This window comes from Streptomyces sp. NPDC001219, from assembly GCF_053597915.1.
In genome coordinates, this window is record NZ_JBSFJF010000006.1 from 20,601 (window position 1) to 42,160 (window position 21,560).

At 73.3% G+C, this 21,560-nt stretch carries 20 protein-coding genes and 1 pseudogene; 7 read left to right on the forward strand and 14 right to left on the reverse strand.

The features are described from left to right. Positions 1–109: 109 nt before the first annotated feature. A complete protein-coding gene (locus ACWC9R_RS05350) occupies positions 110–796 on the reverse strand; it encodes an HAD family hydrolase (protein WP_450729056.1) in 687 nt (228 codons plus the stop codon). A 25-nt stretch (positions 797–821) separates the two neighbouring features. Continuing rightward, complete coding sequence (locus ACWC9R_RS05355) at positions 822–1,298, reverse strand: Lrp/AsnC family transcriptional regulator (RefSeq protein WP_450729057.1); 477 nt, start codon at positions 1,296–1,298, stop codon at positions 822–824. A gap of 229 nt (positions 1,299–1,527) precedes the next feature. Here ACWC9R_RS05355 and ACWC9R_RS05360 point away from each other — a divergent pair, with 229 nt between their 5' ends. Next, positions 1,528–3,036, forward strand: coding sequence for an FUSC family protein (locus tag ACWC9R_RS05360; protein ID WP_450729058.1), 1,509 nt, complete (start codon positions 1,528–1,530; stop codon positions 3,034–3,036). A 147-nt stretch (positions 3,037–3,183) separates the two neighbouring features. After that, complete coding sequence (locus tag ACWC9R_RS05365) at positions 3,184–4,227, forward strand: lactonase family protein (RefSeq protein WP_450729059.1); 1,044 nt, start codon at positions 3,184–3,186, stop codon at positions 4,225–4,227. 12 nt (positions 4,228–4,239) lie between these two features. On the opposite strand, the gene ACWC9R_RS05370 is transcribed toward ACWC9R_RS05365, so the two are convergent. The 7 genes from ACWC9R_RS05370 to ACWC9R_RS05400 form a co-directional block, all read right to left on the reverse strand. After that, a complete protein-coding gene (locus ACWC9R_RS05370; protein WP_450729060.1) occupies positions 4,240–4,581 on the reverse strand; it encodes a nuclear transport factor 2 family protein in 342 nt (113 codons plus the stop codon). Between the two features lie 335 nt (positions 4,582–4,916). Beyond that, the gene (locus ACWC9R_RS05375) at positions 4,917–5,870 is read right to left on the reverse strand and encodes a sirohydrochlorin chelatase (RefSeq protein WP_450729061.1); all 954 of its coding nucleotides are present in this window, start codon (positions 5,868–5,870) and stop codon (positions 4,917–4,919) included. Between the two features lie 84 nt (positions 5,871–5,954). Further along, entirely contained in the window at positions 5,955–6,974 is a 1,020-nt protein-coding gene (locus ACWC9R_RS05380; RefSeq protein WP_450729062.1) for an N-acetylglucosamine kinase, read from the reverse strand. Next, positions 6,967–8,049: a phospholipid scramblase-related protein gene (locus ACWC9R_RS05385; RefSeq protein WP_450729063.1), complete on the reverse strand. Its 1,083-nt coding sequence runs from the start codon at positions 8,047–8,049 to the stop codon at positions 6,967–6,969. The genes ACWC9R_RS05380 and ACWC9R_RS05385 overlap by 8 nt, the downstream gene beginning before the upstream one ends. Positions 8,050–8,072: 23 nt before the next feature. Further along, positions 8,073–8,750 carry a uracil-DNA glycosylase gene (locus tag ACWC9R_RS05390; protein ID WP_362601817.1) on the reverse strand — a complete coding sequence of 226 codons (678 nt, stop codon included), beginning with the start codon at positions 8,748–8,750 and terminating at the stop codon, positions 8,073–8,075. A gap of 133 nt (positions 8,751–8,883) precedes the next feature. After that, positions 8,884–9,969, reverse strand: coding sequence for a WD40/YVTN/BNR-like repeat-containing protein (locus ACWC9R_RS05395; protein WP_450729064.1), 1,086 nt, complete (start codon positions 9,967–9,969; stop codon positions 8,884–8,886). A gap of 145 nt (positions 9,970–10,114) precedes the next feature. Further along, on the reverse strand, positions 10,115–11,218 hold the full coding sequence (locus ACWC9R_RS05400) for an NADH:flavin oxidoreductase/NADH oxidase (RefSeq protein ID WP_450729065.1): 1,104 nt from the start codon (positions 11,216–11,218) through the stop codon (positions 10,115–10,117). Between the two features lie 165 nt (positions 11,219–11,383). On the opposite strand from ACWC9R_RS05400, the gene ACWC9R_RS05405 reads away from it, so the two are divergent. Next, complete coding sequence (locus ACWC9R_RS05405) at positions 11,384–11,755, forward strand: ArsR/SmtB family transcription factor (RefSeq protein ID WP_450729066.1); 372 nt, start codon at positions 11,384–11,386, stop codon at positions 11,753–11,755. Positions 11,756–11,893: 138 nt separating this feature from the next. Here the strand turns inward: ACWC9R_RS05405 and ACWC9R_RS05410 are convergent, their stop codons facing one another. Further along, entirely contained in the window at positions 11,894–13,279 is a 1,386-nt protein-coding gene (locus ACWC9R_RS05410) for an FAD-dependent oxidoreductase (protein ID WP_450729067.1), read from the reverse strand. A gap of 194 nt (positions 13,280–13,473) precedes the next feature. Between ACWC9R_RS05410 and ACWC9R_RS05415 the strand changes: the two genes are divergently transcribed. After that, the gene (locus ACWC9R_RS05415) at positions 13,474–14,637 is read left to right on the forward strand and encodes a DUF6214 family protein (RefSeq protein ID WP_450729068.1); all 1,164 of its coding nucleotides are present in this window, start codon (positions 13,474–13,476) and stop codon (positions 14,635–14,637) included. Between the two features lie 274 nt (positions 14,638–14,911). Here the strand turns inward: ACWC9R_RS05415 and ACWC9R_RS05420 are convergent. Both ACWC9R_RS05420 and bla read right to left on the reverse strand, forming a co-directional pair. Next, positions 14,912–15,007 (reverse strand): annotated as a pseudogene (locus ACWC9R_RS05420) (TetR family transcriptional regulator); the annotation flags it as partial. A gap of 355 nt (positions 15,008–15,362) precedes the next feature. Then, positions 15,363–16,289: a class A beta-lactamase gene (gene bla, locus ACWC9R_RS05425; RefSeq protein ID WP_450729069.1), complete on the reverse strand. Its 927-nt coding sequence runs from the start codon at positions 16,287–16,289 to the stop codon at positions 15,363–15,365. A gap of 159 nt (positions 16,290–16,448) precedes the next feature. On the opposite strand from bla, the gene ACWC9R_RS05430 reads away from it, so the two are divergent. After that, positions 16,449–17,354, forward strand: coding sequence for a LysR family transcriptional regulator (locus tag ACWC9R_RS05430; protein WP_450729070.1), 906 nt, complete (start codon positions 16,449–16,451; stop codon positions 17,352–17,354). Beyond that, positions 17,351–18,256 (forward strand): serine hydrolase, encoded by a 906-nt coding sequence (locus ACWC9R_RS05435; RefSeq protein ID WP_450729071.1) that lies wholly within the window; start codon positions 17,351–17,353, stop codon positions 18,254–18,256. The genes ACWC9R_RS05430 and ACWC9R_RS05435 overlap by 4 nt, the downstream gene beginning before the upstream one ends. Positions 18,257–18,581: 325 nt before the next feature. Here ACWC9R_RS05435 and ACWC9R_RS05440 read toward each other — a convergent pair whose 3' ends face one another. Next, a complete protein-coding gene (locus tag ACWC9R_RS05440) occupies positions 18,582–19,169 on the reverse strand; it encodes a TetR/AcrR family transcriptional regulator (RefSeq protein ID WP_450729072.1) in 588 nt (195 codons plus the stop codon). A 284-nt stretch (positions 19,170–19,453) separates the two neighbouring features. On the opposite strand from ACWC9R_RS05440, the gene ACWC9R_RS05445 reads away from it, so the two are divergent. Then, positions 19,454–20,404, forward strand: a complete 951-nt coding sequence (locus tag ACWC9R_RS05445; RefSeq protein WP_450729073.1) for an NAD(P)-dependent alcohol dehydrogenase — start codon at positions 19,454–19,456, stop codon at positions 20,402–20,404. Positions 20,405–20,509: 105 nt separating this feature from the next. Here the strand turns inward: ACWC9R_RS05445 and ACWC9R_RS05450 are convergent, their stop codons facing one another. Continuing rightward, positions 20,510–21,373, reverse strand: a complete 864-nt coding sequence (locus ACWC9R_RS05450) for a DUF4190 domain-containing protein (RefSeq protein WP_450729074.1) — start codon at positions 21,371–21,373, stop codon at positions 20,510–20,512. Positions 21,374–21,560 lie beyond the last annotated feature (187 nt).

Consider the following 21,560-nt stretch of genomic DNA (forward strand, 5'->3'; position numbering starts at 1 on the left):
CTGCCTTACGGGGCAGGAAGTGCCCGTCGGCGGCCGGTGAGGTGCACCGGCCCCGGCGGGCACGGCGGTCATCCCCCGCGCCCGGCCTCGCCCCGGCCGCCACGGTTCCTCAACGCCGGAGCCAGTCGTACGCCGCCCGCGCCGTGAACTCCCGCCGGCCGCCCCGGAACAGCAGCCCGGCGCTCGTGAACGCCGGGTCGTCGGCGGTGGCGGCCACATACGGGACGGCGATGCACCGCATCCCCGCCCGGTGCGCCGCGAGCGCCCCGGGCGCCGCGTCCTCCAGCACCACGCAGTCGGCGGGGACGGCACCGAGCCGCCGCGCGGCCTCCAGGAACACATCCGGCGCCGGCTTGCCGTGCGCCACCTCCTCGGCCGACACGACCGTGGTCAGCAGCGCGTCGAGCCCGGTACCGGCCAGCACCGCCTCGATCGCGGCCCGAGACGAGCCGGACGCCACCGCCATCGGATGCCCGGCCGCCGACAGTCGCTCCACCAGGACGCGCATCTCGGGGAAGACCTCGGTGTGCGCCCGCGCCAGCTCCAGATAGGCGCGGTTCTTGCCGGCCAGCAGCTCCTCGACCGGGGCGTCGAGACCGAACTCCGCGCGCAGCACCTCCAGCGTCTCGCGGGTGCCGATGCCGATGAAGCGGGTGTGGTGCTCCCAGCTGAAGTCGGGCACCCCGTAGGCGGCCAGCAGCCGGCGCCCCGCCACGTAGTAGTTCGGTTCGCTGTCCACCAGGGTGCCGTCGAGGTCGAAGATCACCGGTGCGGGCGGGGCGGGGGAGGTGCTCATGTCCACCAGCATGCCAAGCGGCGGCTCACTGCGGCCCGCCGCCGCCCACCGCCTCGACCAGCGGCAGCATCCGGTGCGGCACCCGCTCCCGCAGCGCCATCTCCGTACGGGTCCGGACCACGCCCGGCAGGCTGATCAGCCGCTGGATCACATCCTCCAGATGCGCCGCGTCCCGGGCCACCACCCGGGTCAGCAGATCCCCGCCACCGGTCGTCGAGAACGCCTCGATGATCTGCGGCACCTCCGCGAGCGCGTCCGCCACCTCCTCCAGATGCCCCTGCGTGACCTCGATATGGACGAAGGCGAGCACGGGGTGGCCGAGCGCGGCGGGGGACAGTCGCGGGCTGTACGCGGTGATCACACCGTCCCGTTCGAGGCGGTCGAGCCGGGCCTGGACGGTGCCCCGGGCGACGCCGAGGAGTCGCGCGTACTCCCGGACGCTGGTGCGCGGCTGCTCCAGCAGCAGTCGCAGGATCTTGGCGTCCAGCGCGTCCACGGCCATGCGGGGCGGTCTCCTCACGGTGGCTGAAAGGGAGCGGTCACGCTCGGTCACGTTCCCGCCCATTGGCCCCCTGTCGGCGGTCGAGGGAGCCAGAAGACTGTACCAATGGCACAGCACTTCCGGCCTCTGTTGAGCAACCTGCCGCAGAGATGCTGTGATGGTCACGTCGATGGCGCTGCGGGATTCCGCGGCGCCTTTTTCATGCGGATGTGCCGGGAGGACGGAAGCTGTGCTGAAGAGGGTGTTCGTGGCCCCCGATCCGGGGCTGCTGCGGCTGCGCGGCGCCACCCGGGCCGTGCTCGGCATCGGCCTGGCGGTCACGGTGTGTGCCCTCACCGGCCACTCGCTCGTCGCGGCCATCACCGGCGGACTCGCCGCACTGCTCGCCCTCTTCACGGTCACCGACACCACGGTCCGCGGCCAGCTGGTCACCACCGCGCTGCTGCCCGCCGTCGGCTTCCCGGTGCTCGCCGCCGCTGCGGTGCTGCACGACCACCCGCTGGCGCGGGACGCGGTCTTCGTCGCCGTCGTGGGCGCCGGGGTCTACGCCCGCCGCTGGGGACCGCGTGGCCACGCCCTGGGCGTGTTCGCGTTCATGACCTTCTTCGCGACGCAGTTCCTGCACACCGTGCCGGAGCAGCTGCCCGAGCTGTACACCGCGGTCGCCCTCGCGCTGCTCGCCGCCGCGACCGTCCGCTTCGCCGTGTGGTGCTACGAGCTCCGGCTGCCCCCGGTGGCCGTGCCCGTGCCGTCGGCGGCCAGGGGGCTGGCCCGGGCGACCACCCGCCAGGCGATCCAGGCGACCGCCGGCAGCGCCTTCGCCCTGCTCGTCGGCCAACTGCTCTCCGAGCAGCGCTGGTACTGGGCGGTGGGCGCCACCTGGTGGATCTTCGTGAACACCACCTCGCGCGGCGAGACCCTGGTCCGGGGCTTCCGCCGGGCGCTCGGCACGGTGCTCGGCATCGCCCTCGGCCTGGTCGTCGCCGTCCCGCTGCAGGGGGCACTCGTCCCCACGGTCGCCCTCGTCGCGGTCTGCGTGTTCGGGATCTTCTACACGGCCGCGGTCTCCTACACCTGGATGATGCTCGCGGTGACGCTGATGGCCGGGCTGCTGTACGGGCTACTGGGGGTGCTCGACCCCGCACTGCTCGCGCTGCGCCTCGCCGAGACCGGCGTCGGGGCGCTCGGCGCGGCGCTGGCCGTGCTCCTGGTGCTGCCCGTCACCACCCACGCCACCACCGACGCCTGGATCGAGCGCGCCCTGCGCTGCGTCCACCGGTGCACCGCCGAGGCCGCCGCCCGCCTCGCCGGCTCCCCGACCGCCGACCCCGCCCCGCACGTCGCCGAACTGGCGCCCCTGCTGCACCGGGTGCGGCTCTCACTCGCCCCCCTGGTGCACCCGCTCAGCCCGCTGCGCGCCCGTAAGGCACGGGCCCGCCAGGTGCTCGCCCTGCTCGACGACTGTGCCCGCGAGGTCCGGGGGCTGGCCTCCATCGCCGCCGACCCGGAGGCCTCCCACGACGCCCGGCTCACCGCCGCCTGCCAGCGCGTGGAGGCCGCCGTCGAGGCCCTCACCGCACCGCGCAGCACCCGCCGCCCGGCGACCGCCGCCGTCACGGTGTCGCAGCCCTCGGCGGCGGAGCCCGCGCTCGCCCATCTGCACGGCCTGGAGCAGGCGCTGTCCGAACTCTCCGCGCCGCTGCGCAGCTCCCCGCGCGCCCCGCTGGTCGACGCCTGACCCGCGGCCCGGCCCGCCCCCGTGCCCTCCGGAGGACGTCCGGTCCACGGCCCGAGGGCGGGAACCGGCCACGGCCCGGAACGCCCCGCCCGTGACTGTTAGCGTCGCCGCAGCACCTCAACGGGCAGGCGGACGAAGGGCGGACCAGTGGGGACGAGCGTCAGCGGCCGGCGGGCCTACATCGGATCGTTCACCACGGCCGGCGGGCCCGGCATCACCACCGCGGCCGTCGACCCGGACTCCGGCGCCCTCACCCCGCTGCACTCCACCGACGCCGTGCCCAACCCCTCCTACCTGGCGCCGAGCCCCGACCGGCGGTACCTCTACGCGGTGAGCGAGACCCCGGACGGCGCCGCGGCCGCCTTCACCCTCACCCCGCGGGGACCCGAACTGCTCGCCCCCGCCGTCCCCGTGGACGGCGCCGACCCCACCCACCTCACCCTGGCCGACGGCCGGCTCCTCACCGCCAACTACAGCTCCGGCAGCGTCAGCACACTCCCCGTACGGGCCGACGGCACCCTCGGCGGACCCGCCACCGTGCTCACCCACCGGGGCAGCGGCCCGCGGGCCGACCGCCAGGAGGGCCCGCACGCCCATGCCGTACTGCCCGATCCCAGTGGCCGCTGGCTGCTCAGCGTCGACCTGGGCACCGACTCGGTGCGCAGCTGCGCCCTCGGCGGCGACGGAGCGCTGACCGTGCACACCGAGGCCCGGCTGCGGCCCGGCAGCGGCCCGCGGCATCTCGCCTTCCACCCGCGCGGCGACCGCGCCTATGTCGTCAACGAACTCGACCCGACGGTGACGGTCTGCCGCTGGGACGCCGGCCGCGGCGAGCTGACGCCGCTGACGGAGACCGGCCTCCTCCCGGAAGGCGCCGCCACCGGCACCTACCCCTCCGAACTGGTCGTCTCCCCGGACGGCCGGTTCGCCTGGGCCGCCAACCGGGGTCATGACAGCCTCTCGGTGCTCGCCCTCGACGCCTCCGGGGACACCGCCACGCTCGTCACCACCGTGCCCTGCGGCGGGCATTGGCCCCGTGACCTGGCGCTGCACCCCGACGGCCGGCACCTCTACGCGGCCAACGAGCGCTCCGGCGACCTCACCTGGTTCACCGTCGACCCGGCGACCGGCATCCCGGCCAGGGCCGGTTCCGTCGCGGCACCGGCCGCCTCCTGCGTGGTCTTCGTCTGACGGCCGGCCGTCTCACCCCTGCGGAAAACGTCCGCCGAAATACACCTGGGTCTCGGTGACCCGGCCGTCCCGCACCGTCATCACCTCGACATTGCGGTGCCGCTCGCCCGTCGTCAGCTCGTACTCGTAACGGACGAAGACCTGCTCGTCGTCGAGGGCCACGGCATCGAGGATCTCCTGCCGGCGCAGCCGGTCCGCCGTGGGGAAGCAGATCTCAAGGAAGGCGGCCTTGCCGATGTGGTCGTCCTGCGGGCTGGTGAACACGAAGTCCTCGGCGAGCAACCGGTCCATGGCGGCGCGGTCCTGGACGAGATAGGCGGCGAAGGCGGCGCGGACGACATCGACGGGCGACATGAACTTCCCTCCGTGGGCGGCCCGCTCACCCGGGAGCGGCGAGCGGCGGCGTATGGCCTCGTGCAGGACGGTAGACCGCGCGCGGCGCCCGGACTCATCGGTCGGCGCGTCGGTCGGCGTGTCAGGGGGACGACAGGCGCCCTGTGCGCGTCTCTCGCGGGCTTGCGGCCGTCCGCCCGGCCCCGCGGTGACCGCCCCCGCTCCAGGCCGCCTGGCGGCCGTCTGCGCCGCTCAGACCGGAAACGGACGTATCGCCTCCGCCCGGACACGGCGAAGGGCCGCCCCGCGCGCTGCGCGAAGACGGCCCTTCGGAGAACGTTGTCGATCCGGAGCGACTAGCGGATCGGAACCCCCTGCGTCTGCGTCGGCAGGGTGATGCCCATCGCGGCCGCGTAGTTCGAGAGCACCAGCCGTCCCACCGTGCCGTAGGCGCCCAGCGCCTCGGCCGAGGCGCAGCCCGCTTCCGCCGCGGCCGCGGCCAGCAGGCCCTCGGTGATCTCCGGGCCGATCAGGTACGGGGCCAGCGCCAGCTGCTGCGAACCGGAGCCCCGCAGCTGCTCGGCGGTACGGGAGATGGCGCCCTCCTCGTCCAGGGCGGCGGCCAGCACCGGCACCGCGAGCCGCGCGGAGAGCAGCATGCCGGTGATCCCGGCGGCCTGTACGGCCTCCTCGCCGCCCACGGTGGCGAGGATGATGCCGTCAGCGGCCGTGGCGACCGTGAACAGCCGGGCACGGTCAGCGCGCGCCAGACCGGCCTCGGACAGTCGGACGTGCAGCGCCTCGGCGAGCAGCGGGTGCGGGCCGAGGACATCGGTCAGCTCGGCACCGGAACCGCTGTTCATCATCGCCTGGCGTATCCGGCGCAGCAGGGCGCTGTCCGGTCCGGCCAGCAGCGGCACCACGACGGCGGCGGGGCCGGGGTCGGGCTGTCCGTCGGCGCCCACCCGGTCCTTCTGCTCGGCGGCGGCCTGCGCCAGCACGGCCTCCAGGGACGGGAACTCGTCGTCGCCCCCGTCGACATAGCCGATCCGGGCGTCGAGGCCCGGGAGTTCGGAGCGGGCGATGCTGGAGACCTCCTCCGCCAGGCTGCGCGAGGCGGCGGAGGGGGAGCCCGGTACGGCCAGCACCAGGGCGGGTGCGCCCTCGGGTGCGGCGAGCGGCTCCGGCTTGCGGTGGCGGCCGGTCTGCCGTCGCGGCATTCGTACCGGCAGGCCGGGTGCGGCTCCCGGGCTCGGGGAGGCGGCGTCAAAATCGGGCGAGCCAGGTGCGGGCCCAGTGGGGGAACTCATGGCGTCGCATGCTAACGCCTCGGACCACCCCCGCGCGGAGGGAGGGTTCGGTCGAGCGGTATCCGTCCCGATTTATCCCGCGCGTCACCCCGGCACAAGCCGTGTGATCTGCAACAACTTCCGATCGGCGGGCAGCGTCAGCCGGTCGCGGGCCAGTGCCGCGGCGAGGGCCAGTGCCCCGTCGAGCGGGCTCCCGGCGGCGGCCGTCAACCGGGCGTCCGGCAGCCGCTCGGCGAGTGCCGTACGCAGCGGAGCCAGCAGGGGTTCGCCCATGTCGAACAGCCCGCCGGAGCAGGCCACCGCGCGGCCCGCGCCCGGTGGGCAGACCGCGGCAGCGGCACCGGCGAGATGGTCCGCCGCGGCCCGCAGGACGCCGGCGGCCACGGCGTCGTCCGCAGTGGCGCAGCGGGCGACCTCCGGGGCGAACGAGGCCAGTACGGCGGGCCGGTCGGGGCGCGGATAGAGCGCGCCGGGCAGCTCGGTGACCGGTCCGAACACCGCTTCCGCGCGCGCCAGCAGGGCGGCCGAACCGCCCGGCCGTCCGTCGTACGCCCGCAGTGCGGCCTCCAGCCCGGCGCGGCCGATCCAGGCGCCGCCGCCGCAGTCGCCCAGCAGATGGCCCCAGCCGTCCGCGCGGCGCCAACCGCCTTCCGTGGTCAGGTCGGTGCCGAGGGCGACCACGCCGGTGCCCGCGGCGAGGACGGCGCCGGCCCGCTGGCCCAGCGCCCCGGCGTACGCGGTGACCGCGTCCGCGGCCAGCGCGAGCCGTCGCACCCCGAACGCGGTCGCCAGCGCGCCCGGCAGCCGGGTGCGCAGCTCCTCGCCCAGCGAGGCCATACCGGCCGCCCCCACGCACACCGCGGTGAACCCGTCGGCGCCGGTCTCCCGTGCCAACTCCGCCGCAGCGGGCAGGAGTTGGGACAGCAGATGCTCCGCGTCGATGCCCTCGGGGCCGGTGCGCACCGGCTCGTGCGAGGTGCGCAGGGCCAGGAGCCGGGCCTCGGCGTCGTCGGCGCGGGCGACGGCGATCCGCAGCCCCGAGCCGCCCGAGTCGACGCCGAGCACCTGGCCGCGGAGCGCGCCGTGGCAGGTGGGCTCACCCAAAGCCGCGGGCGTCCTGCTTGAGGGCGGTGTCGACGGTCAGGGCCGTGGCGACGACCAGGCTCAGCAGCGGGTCGGGCAGCTGCTGGTGGATCTGCAGGACGTAGTTGTCCGCGCTCGTGAACATCGTCTTGGCGAGGCCCTCCCAGGTCTTGGTGATCCGGGCGACCTCGGTGTCGGCGTGGTCCACGATGGCGAAGTTCCAGGCGCGCCAGTTCTCGGCCTTGATGGCGCCGATCTGCTGGCCGTTGACCGTCATCGCGAAGTTGATCTTCCCGATGGCGTTCTGCTGGACGATCTCGCCGATCTGCGAACCGTCCGGACGCTGCACGATCACCTTGGACTTGATGAACTTCGCGGGCCGGGTCAGCATCAGCTGCGGCTGGCCGTACGCGTCCCGGATCTCCAGCTTGTGGGTCATGTACTGGTCGAGGCTGGAGACGACCCGGAGCACCTTCTTGGCCGTGCTCTGGCCGACCTGCACGACCGCGCCCAGGGCGTTGCCGTGCTGGTCGAAGACGCCGTACTCGTTGGTGACCTCGATCAGCTTGGCCTTCTGGTTGACCACCAGCACCGGTTCGGTGAAGAGAGTGCCACCGCCCGGACCGCCGGACGCCACTCCGGCCTGCTGCTGCACCTGTCGCTGCACGGCGCCCGGCTGCCCCGCCATCGGCTGCTGTCCGTACGGCTGCTGCACCGGCTGGCCGGGCATCGGGCCGGGGGCCTGCTGGCCGGGTGCCTGCTGGGGGTAGCCGTAGCCCTGGCCGTGCGGTGCGCCGCCCTGCTGCGGGCCCGGGTACGGGGCCTGGCCCGGCGCCTGCGCGGGCTGCTGCGGAGCGAACTGCTGCGGCATCGGCTGCTGCGCCGGCTGCTGAGTGGCCTGCTGGGCGGCCTGTTGCTGTGGCGCATGCTGCGCCTGCTGGGGGCCCGGCTGCGCCGCCTGCCCCTGGGCCGGCGCCGCGGCCTGTTGTCCCGGGTGGGTGTGCTCCGTCCACTGGGACCCGTCCCACCAGCGAAGCTGATGGGGGGTGCCCTGAGGGTCGGCGTACCAACCCGCAGGGATGTTCGCATTCGTCATGCGGGGCACACTATCGCCCGGTGTCAGGGCAGCCTCCAGTCGACGGGCTGGGCGCCCTGCCGCGCCAGGAGATCGTTCACCCGACTGAAGGGCCGCGAGCCGAAGAAGCCCCGGTCGGCGGACATGGGGGAGGGGTGCGCGGACTCGACGGCCGGCAGATCGCCGAGCAGTGGTCGCAGATTGCGGGCGTCGCGCCCCCACAGCACCGACACCAGCGGGCGGCCGCGCGCCACCAGCGCCCGGATGGCCTGCTCGGTGACCTCCTCCCAGCCCTTGCCGCGGTGGGCGGCGGGCTTGCGGGGGGCCGTCGTCAGCGCCCTGTTGAGCAGGAGTACGCCCTGCCGGGTCCACGGGGTCAGATCGCCGTTCGAGGGGCGGGGGAGACCGAGGTCGGAGTGCAGCTCGCGGAAGATGTTCTCCAGGCTGCCGGGCAGCGGGCGGACGTCCGGCGCCACGGAGAAGCTGAGCCCGACCGCATGCCCCGGGGTGGGGTAGGGGTCCTGCCCGACGATGAGGACCCGTACCTCGTCGAAGGGCTGCTGGAAGGCCCGCAGCACGTTGTTCCCGGCCGGGAGATAGGTGCGTCCCGCGGCGATCTCCGCCCGCAGGAAGTCACCCATCGCGGCGATCCGTCCGGCAACGGGCTCAAGTGCCTTGGCCCAGCCCGCTTCGACAATGTCTTGGAGAGGTTGTGCAGCCACGGGATCACCCTACTGGCCGCGGCCCCCTCCCCTTCAACCGATGGCCCGGACCCGGCCGCCCGCGGCGGCGGGCGGCACCAACTGTCCGGCTCCCTCTCTCCGTTACCCGTCACACCACCCTCCGCCTTCCCCCTCAGGCGACCGCGGCCGCCCGTACGCACAGCACATCCGGCAGATGGGAGGCGAGCTGCCGCCAGCTGTCGCCGTCGTCGGCGCTGGCGTACACCTCGCCGTTGCGATTGCCGAAGTACACCCCCGCGGGGTCGCTGTCGTCGACGGACAGCGCGTCCCTGAGCACCGTGCCGTAGTGGTCCTCCGCCGGCAGCCCCGCGCTCAGCGGCTCCCAGCTCCGGCCGGCGTCGCCGGTGCGGTAGACCCGGCAGCGGTGCCCGGCCGGCACCCGGTCGATATCGGCGGTGATCGGGAAGAGGTAGGCGACATCCCCGGTGCGCGGGTGTGCGGCCACCGCGAAACCGAAGTCCGAGGGGAGTCCGCTGCCGATGTCCGTCCACTGCGCGCCCGCGTCATCGCTGCGGTAGACGCCCCAGTGGTTCTGGAGGTACAGCCGGTCGCGGTTGACCGGGTCCTGCGCGATCTTGTGTACGCACTGGCCGAACTCCGGGTTCTGGTCCGGCAGGAAGACGGCCTTCACGCCCTTGTTGGACGGTTCCCAGCCGGCGCCGCCGTCGTGGGTGCGGAAGACCCCGGCCGCCGAGACGGCGACGGTGACGGCGTCGGCGTTCCGCGGGTCGGTGACCACGGTGTGGACGGCCAGTCCGCCGCCCCCGGGCACCCACTGCTCCCGGCTCGGGTGGTCCCACAGCGCCCGTACCAGCTCGAAGGTCTCGCCGCCGTCCTCGGAGCGGAACAGCCCGCCGGGCTCGGTGCCCGCGTAGACCACATCGGGGGCGGCGGGCCCGGCCGGATGCAGCTGCCACACCCGCTCCAGGGAAGTCCCGGTGTCCTTGGGGTACTTCACCGCGGGCCGGGACGGCTCGTGCCAGGTCTCGCCCAGGTCGTCGGAGTGGAACACCGACGGGCCCCAGTGGGCGCTGTCGGCCCCGGCCAGCAGCCGGGGCGTGCTGCGACGGGTGTCGATCCCCAGGGAGTACACCGCCTGCGCGGGGAAGTGCGGGCCGGTCAGCTCCCAGTCGCCGTGCCGTCGACGGCCGATGAAGAGCCCTTTGCGGGTGCCCACCGCGAGTAGTACGTCAGTCATGCCGGAACACCTCCGGGACGCCGTTGTCTCAGATAGTGGCCAGTCTGCACCCGGCCACTGACAAAGGCGTCCCGGCACGCATCCGTGCAGGTCGGACGGTGCGGCACCGGCTCCCGCCGCGGATGCCGCACGCCCTGCGGAGGTCTCAGACGGCCCGGTGGTACGGCTGCGGCACCGCGACCTCCGCACCCAGTTCCCGCGCCGCGTGCAGCGCGAAGCTGGGGGAGCGCAGCAGCTCCCGGCCGAGCAGCACGGCGTCGGCCTGGCCGTCCGCGATGATCTTCTCGGCCTGGCGTGCCTCGGTGATCAGACCGACCGCGCCCACCGCCAGGCCGCTCTCCTTCCTGACCCGCTCGGCGAACGGCACCTGGTAGCCGGGGCCCGCGGCGATCTTCGCGTCGGGGACGTTGCCGCCCGAGGAGGTGTCGAGCAGGTCGACGCCGCGCTCCCGCAGGTCGTGGGCGAAGCGCACGGTGTCGTCGGCGGTCCAGCCCTCGCGCGCGTCGCTGGTGTCCTCGGTCAGCCAGTCGGTCGCCGAGATCCGGAAGAAGACCGGCAGTTCGTCGGGCCAGACCGCCCGTACGGCGTCCACGACCTCCCGCGCGAACCGCGTCCGGTTCTCGTACGAGCCGCCGTACTCGTCGGTGCGCCGGTTGGTGAACGGGGAGAGGAACTCGTTGATCAGATAGCCGTGCGCACCGTGGATCTCGATGACCTGGAAGCCCGCCGCCAGGGCCCGCCGGGCCGCCGCGCCGAACTGCTCGACGCGCTCACGGATCTGCGCCACGGACAGCTCGGCCGGGGTCGCGAACCCGTCGCCGAACGGTACCGGGCTCGGCGCGACCGGCTCCCAACCGAGCCGCTGACCAGGGAGGATCGGGGCGCCGCGGTCGACCCAGGTGCGCTCGGTGGAGGCCTTCCGGCCGGCATGGGCGATCTGGATTCCCGGAACGGTCCCCTGCGCCTTGAGGAAGTCGGTGATGCGGCGGAACGCCTCGGTCTGGGTGTCGTTCCACAGCCCGAGGTCGTACGGGGTGATGCGCCCCTCGGGGCTCACCGCGGTCGCCTCGGCGAGGATGAGGCCGGTGCCGCCGGCCGCCCGCGCGGCCAGGTGCTGGAAGTGCCAGTCGCCGGGCACCCCTTCCGCCGGGCCCTCGGGGGCCGCGGAGTACTGGCACATCGGCGCCATCCAGAGGCGGTTCGGGACGGTCAGCGAGCGGAGGGTGATGGGCTCGAACAGTGCGCTCACAGCAGGCTCCTGTACCTGAAGATGAACGGGTACCGGCCGGGACCCGCACTCATACGATAGGCGTCGTACTACGGTGGATGTCAAACTACGACGCTTCTCGTACAATGAGCGGGCGGGCGCCGCGCCAGGCCATACCGCGTCCCGCAGAAGGAATCAGGAGCCGTCATGCCGACCGAAACGACCTCCCCGCGTACCCCGTCGGGCTCCCGCTCGCTGGAGCACCCGGTCCGTGCGGACATCCGGCTCGCCGACGTGCTGCACGCCCTCGCCGACCCCATGCGCCTGCGGATCGTTCGCGCCCTGGCGGCCGCCGAGGGTGAGCTGAACTGCGCGGACATCGAACTCCCGGTCAGCAAGTCGACCTGCACCCACCACTTCAGGGTGCTGCGGGAGCACGGCGTCATCCAGCAGCTCTACCGGGGCACGGCCAAGATGAACGCCCTGCGCCGGCCCGACCTGGACGCCCTCTTCCCCGGCCTCGTCGACGCCGTCCTCCGGGGCGCCGACCTGCAGGCCGACCGCCTCGGGGAGGAGTGAGCGGGCCGGTCCGGCACGGCGGGCGCGCGGCGCCGGCCTGGGTACACCGCGGCCGCGGTGGCGACACACGCCGCCCGCGCGCGATTCCCGAGCGGGCGCGCCCGTCCGCCCGCGTTCCCGGCCGGGTGAACCGCGGGCTCAGCCGGCCGGTCCCGCCGTGTGTGCCGCGTCCAACAACCCCGTCCAGTCCGGCAGTTTGACGGTGCCACGCCCCAGCCCCCGGCCCCACTCCGCCTCGGCGGCCTCGATGGCCAGCCAGCCCGTCCACAGGACCGGCCGCTGCCCCGCCCGGACCAGCGCCGCCACCGGGTCCCCGGCCGTACCGCGCGCCGCCAGTGCGGGGGCGTCCGCCAGCAGCGACGACGCGGTCTCCTTCGCGCACGGCCGGTTCGTGCCGATCACCCCCGTGGGGCCCCGCTTGATCCAGCCCGCCACATAGACACCCGGGACCGGCACCCCGTCCCGCAGCACCCGACCCGCCTGGTGCGGCACCGTCCCCGTCGCCTCGTCGAACGGCAGACCGGGCTGCGGCCTCCCCCGGTAGCCCACCGAACGCAGCACCAACTGCCCCTCGATGTCCTCGAATTCACCGGTACCCGCGACCCCGCCCCGCCCGTCGGGCGCGGTCCGCTCGAACCGGACCGCGCGCACCCCGGCGGCATCCCCCAGGATCTCCACGGGCCGCAGGAAGAACCGCAGATGAATACGGCGCCGAGGGCCCGCGGGTCCCGTCTCGGGGCTCTCCGGGCCGGTCACCGGACGCTCCGCCCAGCCGCGCAGCACCTCGACATTGCGCCGCGCCGCCGCGGGCAGCCCGCCCGGGTCCCGGTACGCCGGGTCCAGCGCCAGCTCCTCGGGCCGTACCCGAACGTCCGTGCCCGGAAGGGAGCCCAGCTCCCGCAGCTCCTTGGTGGTGAACTTGGCCTGGGAGGGGCCACGTCTGCCGACCAGCCAGACGTCCTCGACGCGACTGTCCGCGAGCGCGCCGAGCGGCCCCTGCGGCATGTCGGTCGCGGCGAGTTCGGCGGCGCCACGGGACAGCATCCGCGCCACGTCCACCGCCACGTTTCCCACCCCGATCACGAGCGCGGACCGCGCCGCGAGGGCGAAACGGAGCGCGGCCGCGTCGGGGTGCGCGCTGTACCAGGCGACGAACTCGGTGGCCGGATGGCTGCCGGGCAGCTCCTCGCCCGGGATGCCCAGATGCCGGTCGGTGGCGGCGCCCACACAGAACACCATCGCGTCGAAGATCTCCCGCAACTCCTCGACGCCCAGCCCCGGCGCGCCCACCTCGACGTTTCCCAGGAAGTGGGCCCGGGGGTGCTCCAGCACCGTGCGGAGATTGTTCTGCAGTGACTTGATCTTCTCGTGGTCGGGGGCGACGCCGTAGCGCACCAGACCGTACGGACACGGCAGGCGGTCCAGGACGTACACCTCGATGTCCGGTACGGTCTGCTGCTCGATCAGGGACTGGGTCGTGTAGACACCGCTGGGCCCGGAACCGATCACTGCGACACGAAGCACGAGTGGCCCCTTCCGCGGAATACCCCCAGGATCGCACCGGCGGGCGCACGACGGGAGATGCGCTATCGGGGTTGCTCCCTGTGGGAAGAGCGTGCCGCGCCACTTGGCCGGGTGAGCTGGGGGCTAGGTTTTCAAATGTGTCGGAAAGTGACTTTTATACCGTTAATCACCGATATGAAGCCCGGGGCGCGCCCTTGGAGTGGCCCACGTGGGAGCTGCAGGCTCACGGCTCCGCCGCGCCCGCACCCGCCCCCGACCCCGCCGCCCCGGACGATCCGGCCGGCTCCCGCGGTCCCGGGAGCCCGCTGCCCCGGCTCGACCCGCTGGGCCCCTGGTGCAGCGCCAGGCTGACCTTCGCCGACGGCGCCCGGGTCGATGTCCTCGTGACGGTCTCCGACGACCACATCACCGTCGAGGACGTACGGGCCGACCCGCCGCTGACCCTCGGCGGCCTCGCCGACCTCGCCCGCTGGATCGACGGCCCCCTGGACGACGCCTTCCGGGCGGCCACCGGCCGGCCGCGCAAGCCCCGGCCCACACCCCGGCAGCCCGGTCCGGCCGACCTCGCGCCGGAACGGGGCGGCGGCGCGCGGACCGGGCCGCCGCCGGAGCCGGTCTGCGGCGCGGCGCCCGAGCCGGTGCGGGGCCCGCGGCCGGTGGCGCCGCACGAGCCCACGGGGCCCGCCCGGTCCACGCCCGGCCTGGTGCCGGAGCGCGGGCCGGAACCGCAACCGGCGGCCGCCGGAGCGGGGGCGGCGGCGGAGCACGCGACATGTGCGACGGGCGAGATGGACGACACGGAGGAGGCGGTGCAGGTAGTAGAGGCGGGTGCGCCCGGGGCGGGGGCGAGGGGAGAGGGGTCGACGGGGGTGGAGCCGGTGGGGACGGGGGCGGCGGCCGTGCCGGGCGTCGCCCATGGAGAGGGGACACCGCTGGACCCGACCGTAGCCGGGGCCGGCCTCGGTCACCCCGCTGACCCGTCTGCCGCCCCATCCGCCGGCGTTCCCGAGGAGCAGGCCTGCGAGCAGAACGCCGGGCAGACCTGCGAGCGGACACCCGGGCAGGGGCCCGACCAGGGGGCAGAGAAGGCCTCGACGCCCCCCGACGCACCGGAGCCGTCCCCGTCGCCCGCCCCCGCCGCTCCGGCGGCGCGGGCCCGCTCCGTCGTCCTCGCCCGGACGCGGACCGGTGAGCGCCGCAAGATCGCCGCGGACGCCTACCGCGAGGCGCAGCGGGAGGGGCGCGATCCGGTGCAGGCCGTCATGCTCGCCACCGGCCGTAATCGGCGGAGATCCCTGCGGCTGATCGCCGGCGCCCGCGACGACGGTCTGCTGACGCCACGTCACAACAAGCGTTAGGTCCTGTCTCCCCGATCTCTGTGGGACGGCCGGTGGCACGAGATGCCCCGGTCAGACGCCCACCGGGACCGGGGGGACAGGCCCGAGCGGCCATCCCTCAGGGCGCCAACTCCGCCCGTATCGGCCGTATTCGACGTACCCGCGCCTGATGTTCGCTCAACCACTCCTGCAGGAGGCTGGTTTCGGGTCCTTGGGCGCGGTGATCAACGGCGCCCGACGCCGACGCGGGATCACTGTCTGGACGTAGGTGACGCCCGAGGCTCACACCTGGCGGGAACCCCGACTCCCCTGCCGGCCGGTACCGCTGGAGCAGGCGCTCGCGGGAGCGCCGCCGCAAATCTTCATTGACCGATGCGCCGCGGGGGGACATCCTGTAACTCCTGCGTTGACCGGTTGGGGGCCAACGCACTCGGAATGACTCCGGATACCGTCCCTGGAACGGATTTTCCGGTCAAGCTGCCCGATTCGGGCGACGCGGGGGATCGCCCGAATCGGGTGACGGGGGATCGGGGAAGGCCTCGCGACCTGTGTTTTTTCCCAGGTCGTCAGGGCCTCCCCGGCTCGCATCGGGAAGCGGGCCCGAGCATCTGCGCCGCCCTCGCCGTACTGCTCCTGGTCCGCTGACGGGTCAAGGCCCTTTCCGTTTCCGGGAGTTGGCTCTCGCGTCCCGGACTGTCATGGGTGATGCCCTCCGCGAGCAGGCGGCGCGGGGTGCGCGCCCCGCGCTACGACAGGGTGCCCGCGACCACCGACGCCGCCTTCGCGATCAGCTTGTTGTCGTAGTCGGCGTCCTTCTTGGTGCGGTTGGACAAGATCGCCATGACGATGGGGGCGCCATCGGGGCGCCACACCACGGCGATGTCGTTACGGGTTCCGTAGGTGCTGCCGGCGCCGGTCTTGTCGCCCACCACCCAGCCCTTGGGCATCCCGGCCCGGATGAGTTCGCCGCCGGTGGTGTTGTTCCGCAGCCACTTCGTGAGCTGTGTGCGTTCGCCCTTGCCGAGGGTGTCTCCGAGGACGAACTCGCGCAGGTCCTTGGCCAGCGCACGCGGGGTGCTGGTGTCCCGCGTGGCGCCCGGCGACCATTCGTTCAGCTCGGTCTCGTAGCGCTCCATCCGGGTCACGCCGTCGCCCATCTCCCTGAGTTCGGCGTTGAGGCCCTTGGGGCCGCCGAGGGCGTGGAAGAGGAGATTGCCCGCCGTGTTGTCGCTGTACCGGACCGCGGCGTCACACAGGTCGCCCAGGCTCATTCCGGTGTTCACATGCTTCTCGGTGACGGGGGAGTTCTCGACCAGGTCGTCCTTGTCGTACTTGATCACCCGGTCCAGCCCGTCCTTCGAGTACGTCCGCAGGACGGCGCCGGCGGCCAGCGCCTTGAAGGTGGAGGCGTAGGCGAACCGTTCGCCCGCGTGGTAGGTCACCTCGCGGCCGGTGCCGGTGTCGACGGCGTAGATGCCCAGCCGCGCCTCGTAGGCGCGCTCGAGCTGCTGGAACTCGCCGGTGGACGAGGCGGCCGCCGCGGCGGGACGGGCCGCTTTCGCGGCCGGGGAGGGCGCGGCCGCGGAGCTGCTGCCTCCGCATGCCGTCAGCGGGACGAGGGTGAGCGCGGTCAGCGCGCCGAGAACGGCGCGACGGGCACGGGTGAGCTGCATGGTCCAACCTCCGAGTCGCCCCCGGGGCACCGGCCCACAGGGGATCGAGTGGCCGGCCCCACCAGGGGCCCGGCCGTGCCGCCACCCTCACCCGGGGGCGGCTATGCGATCCAATACGCTCATGCGCCTTTTCATGCCGATCTCGCATAGGGTGCAGGGGTGGACCTGGTGGGAGCGTGCCGTGCGTTTGTCAGCGTGAGCGAACGCGGCACGTTCACCGTCGGAGCGGCCGCCGCCCGGATGTCGCAGTCGGTGGCCAGCCGCCGCGTCGCCGCGCTGGAGGAGTGCTTCGGCGAGCAGCTGTTCCAGCGCACGTCACGGCGGGCCGTCCTCACGCCCTTCGGGCGGGACATGCTGCCGATGGCCAGGAGGCTGGTCCAGGCGGCCGATGTGCTGCTCGACGAGGCGGAGGCCGCCCGGCACCGGCCGTGGCGGCTCGCGGTGCCCGGCATCTTCTCCACGGCGGCTCTCGCCCGGCTCGTCGCCGAGGCCCGCGGGCAGGGCGTCACGCTCGATCTCCGTGTCGCGGCGCCGGCGGAGCGGATGGAGCTCGTCCACTCCCAGCAGGTGCGCGCCGGCCTGCTCGCCGTACCGCCGGGGGAGGCGACCTGGTCCGTGCCGCTCGGTCTGGCCGGTGCCTGGGAGTCCGGGGTGCAGCGGGTCTATCTCGAAGCGCTCCGGATCTCCCGTGCCGAGCCGGACCTGGTCCGCCGGGTCTGGATACAGCCGGAGGACGATGTGCCGCACATCCGGGACCCGTTGACGCGACTGCGCGACGCGGTGGGCCTGCGGCCCGCACAGCTCGCCGTCGCCGCGGACCTGCCCACCGCGGCGGCCGAAGTCCTGTGCTCCGGCGACCTGTTGCTCTGCTCGCCCGCGCAGGCGGAGGAACTCGGCCTCAGCTGGCGCCCGGTCGGCGAGATCACCCTCAGTCGCGGATTCACCCTGACCGCCGCCGCGGCCGGCAACCCCCAGCACATCCAGGCCCGCCTGGGTGACGCCCTCGCCCGCTGCCTCGGCGCGGGCGGCGACCGGGCCGGCACCACGGGCGGGGAGGCGTCGTGAACACCGAGACCCTGCTGCGCGACATGCGCCGACAGCTCGACGAGGGCGGGCTGCACGGCTGCCTGTTCGTGCGCGATCTGCATACCGGCGAAGAGATCGGGATCGAGCCGGACACCCAGCTGCCCGCCGCCTCCCTGGTCAAGATTCCGCTCGCGCTCGCCACGGCCGAGCGCATCCGGCGGGGCGAACTCGACGGCGCGATGATGCTGGAGGTGCGGCCCGGCCGGATCACCACACCCGGCCCCACCGGACTGAGCCGGTTCCGCCACCCCGCCCGGATCGCGCTCGACGACCTGCTCTACCTGAGCACCTGCCTGAGCGACGGGACGGCGGCCGACACCCTGTTCGACCTCACCCCGCCCTCCGAGGTCGCCGCCCTCCTCCGTGAAGTCGGCATCGGCGGTATCACCGTCCGGCACACCATCGGCGAGCTGAGCGACACCCCCCAGGAACGCTTCGACACCGCTCAGGCGCACCTCGCCCATGCCCTCGCCATCGACGCCGGCACCAGCGGCGGCGGACACCGGGTGCCGCAGCTCGACACCTCCCGCGCCAACACCGGCAGCGCACGCGCCTATGCCGACCTGCTCCAGGCCCTGTGGACCCCGTCCCGGGTCCACCCCGACGTGGCCGAGCGGGTGCGCGGCTTGATGGCCCAGAATCTGCTGCGGCACCGGCTCGCCCCGGACTTCAGCTCCGACGCGACCACCTGGTCCTCCAAGACGGGTACCCTGCTCAACCTCCGCCACGAGATCGGCGTCGTCGAGCACGCCGACGGCCAGGCCTTCGCCATCGCGGTCCTCACCGAGTCACTCGTACCCGCCAGCACACAGCCCGGCGCCGAAGCCCTGATGGCCCACATCGCCCGCACGATGCGCGATCACCTGCGTCAGCTGTACTGACCGCACCGGCCGGCGTGGCGGGACCCGCCCACGGCCAACTGACCAGGGCCAACTGGCCACGGCTGCACTGTCAGTGGCCCGCACTACCGTGATGTGCATGAACCGGACCAGCTTCTGGACGCTGCCGCCCGGCCTCGCGGCCGTCGACGGCACCCGCTGTGGTGCGAGGTGTCCAGGCTGCACGAGCGGTTCCCCAATGGGAAGGCTCAGAACCTCCGTCTTCCGCCTGCGGCACACCGAGTCCTGCACCCGGAGGATGGAGGAGCTGTTCTTCATAGGCGGGTGAACAACTCGCCTTGTGGGGGCGGGAGTTTACTCGCCCTTCTCATGGCTGCCGCAGGTCGTCGAGCGTGCTGAGCCACTGGGTGACGGTGGTGTCGATGAACGCGTCGGTGACCCGGCTGCGGTCGAGGAAGAGCCGGGCGAGCACCGGTCCGTAGAGCAGGGTGTACTCGGCGCCGTTGATCTGGATGCCGGAGGGCTCCAGCAGGGTGTTGAGGGCCGCGAGGCGGTCCTGTCCGATGCGCAGCAGGGCCTGGGCGCTGTCGGGGTCGTGGTCCGCCTGGGCGGTGACGGCCAGCACCGCGGTGCGGACGGCCGGCTGGCTGATGCCGTCGCGCAGGCTCTTCAGCCAGTCCGTGGCGACGGTACGCACATCGCTGCCCGGCTCCGGGTAGTTGCCGAGGTCCGGGCCTTCCAGGATCAGGTCGAAGAGCAGCGCGGCCCGGTTGGGCCAGTGGCGGTAGAGGGTCTGGCGGGTGACCTCGGCGCGCTCGGCCAGCAGCGCGTAGGTCAGCCCGGTCGGGCCGACCTCGGGCAGCAGTTCACGCGCCACGGTCAGGACGCGCTGGCGGGTGCGCTGGACGCGGGGGTTGCTCTGGGTGGGCGGGCGGCGGTGGAGGGGCTGCTGCATGGGACTGATCTTACCCATGAATCATACGGATCGTGTGATTCAGGCCACATCTTAAATCATACGCTGCGTGTGATACAAAGAAATCACACGCACTGGATGATTCACCTGTGCGCCGTTCCGTTCGGCTCCGTTCCGTGTTGCCGTTCCCCCTCCCTGGAAGGCCCACGCCGACCTCGAAAGCCGCCGCCGTCAGGGCAAGGTCGTCCTCCTCCCCTGACCCGAGCACCCGAGGTGCCCCCACCACCTCCACCGTCCCCACCAGCAACTACCGAGAGGAACATGACATGAAGGCCGCTCAGATCACCCGCTACGGCGCTCCGGAGGCCCTGCGGATCAACGACGTCGACCGACCCGCCCCCGGGGCGGGGGAGGTCCTGGTGTCGGTCGAGGCGTCGAGCGTGAACGGACTCGACACCATCGTGCGCGCCGGAGGGCTGCGGATCGTGACCGGACGCCGCTTCCCGCTGGGCGTGGGACTGGACTTCGCCGGAGTCGTCGCCGCGACCGGTGCCGGTGTCCGTCACCAGGTGGGGGAGCGGGCGTGGGGCACGGTGCAGCCGCTCAAGCGGTACACCGTCGCCGGTGCCGCCGAATACGTGGTGGTCCCCGCGGACCGCATCGGGCCCGCGCCGGAAGGCGTCCCGTCGGTGGAGGCCGCCTCCCTGGTCGTCGCGGGAACGACCGCGCTCACGGCGCTGCGGGACACCCTGCACCTCACCAGTGGTGAACGCCTCCTGGTGCGGGGCGCCGCCGGCGGAGTCGGCACCGCCGCCGTCCAGCTCGCGCACGCGATGGGGGCGCATGTCACCGCGCTGTCCCGTGGCCGCCATGCCGAGGCGCTGCGTGAGCTGGGCGCCGACGAGGTCTTCGACTACGGCACGACCACACCGGACCGGATCGGGCCGTTCGACGTCATCCTGGACACGGTCGGCAAGGAACTGCACAGCTACCGGCGCCGCCTGACCCGTGGCGGCCGGATGGCCACCATCGCGCTGTCGGCCTCCTCCGTGACCGCCATCGCCGCGTCGAGCGTGCACGGCGCCCGCCGTATCCGCACCCTGAGCTCCAATCCCGACGCCGCGATGCTGCGTGACCTCGCCGGTTACGTCACCTCCGGCGGGCTGCGGCCGGTCGTCGACAGCGTGTACCCGCTGGCCGACATCGCCTCGGCGCACCAGGCGTTCGAGCGAGGCGGTGTGGTGGGCAAGCAGGTGGTGAAGGTGTCCGGGGTGTAGGTGGAGGGGCTCCGGTGGAGCGTCAACTCGCCGTCCGCTCCTCTGTGTTGGGCCTGCGGAGCGAGCCGCCGGAGCGGTGGGCGTCGGCGTCCTCGCGGCACCCCGTCAGCGGGTGGGGCCGCTCCAGGAGGCGTCCGGCCACTCCATGGCGTCGGGGCTGAACTCGACCTCGACCCGGTCGGCGGCGTCGGGCGGCAGCGAGAAGGCGTACTTGCCGACGGCCTCCCTGCCGGGGAGGACATAGCCGGTGATGACCTTCTGTCGTCCGCTGCCGTCGATCACCAGCTCCGCCGAGGCCCCGTCGGCGTCGCTGACTTCGGGCAGTCCGGTGTCCACCTTGACCCGCTCGGCGCCGGTGTTGACCACCTTGACCGTCACCTGGACCGCCTTGTTGCCCTTGGCGTGACCGAGGACGAAGTCGTCCGGGGTGTACGGCTTCGGTGTGGTGACCGTGACCTTCAGCCCGTTCTCGAAGGTGTAGGAGTCTCCGAAGGACAGGTGCCGGGCCTTCTCCGACGCCGATGCGGAGGCCTTCACTTCGCCGACCTCGGCGCGTGCCGCGTCGGTGACCTTCTTCACCGCGGTGATGGTGAAGACCGCGCCGCCGGCCGCGACCAGCAGACCGGCCCCGCCCAGGATCACACCGGTCAGTGCCACCCCCTTGTTCGTCGCCCGCCCCTTGCGCGCGTGGCTCACCCCGACCGAGCCGAAGACGACGGCCAGCAGGGCCGGCAGCCAGGACAGCCAGAACAGGATGACGAGGAGACCGAGGGCGACACCGACGATGCCGAGCACCAGGGCGGTGATGCCCATGCCGTTGCGGGGCTGCGGCGAGGGTATGGGAGCCATCGGGTACGACGCCCAGCGGTCGGCAGGGGGCGTTCCGGGCGGCGGCGGGCTCCACGGGTTGTGCTCGTCCGGTGTCCGGTCACCGGGCTGCCGGCCGTCGGAGGGAGGGGGAACGGTCATGCACTGTCCTCGAAGTAGATGAACTGGCGACATTAGCAGTCGGTTTGGTCATTCATTACTGGATTTCGGACAGTTCCGGACAGGGCTCGTGGGGACGGCGGACGTGGTCCGGCCGCCCTCCCCGGGGGACAGCAGGCGGACGGGCCCGCCGACGGGCGGACGACCGCCGGAAGCGCGACCATGGGAC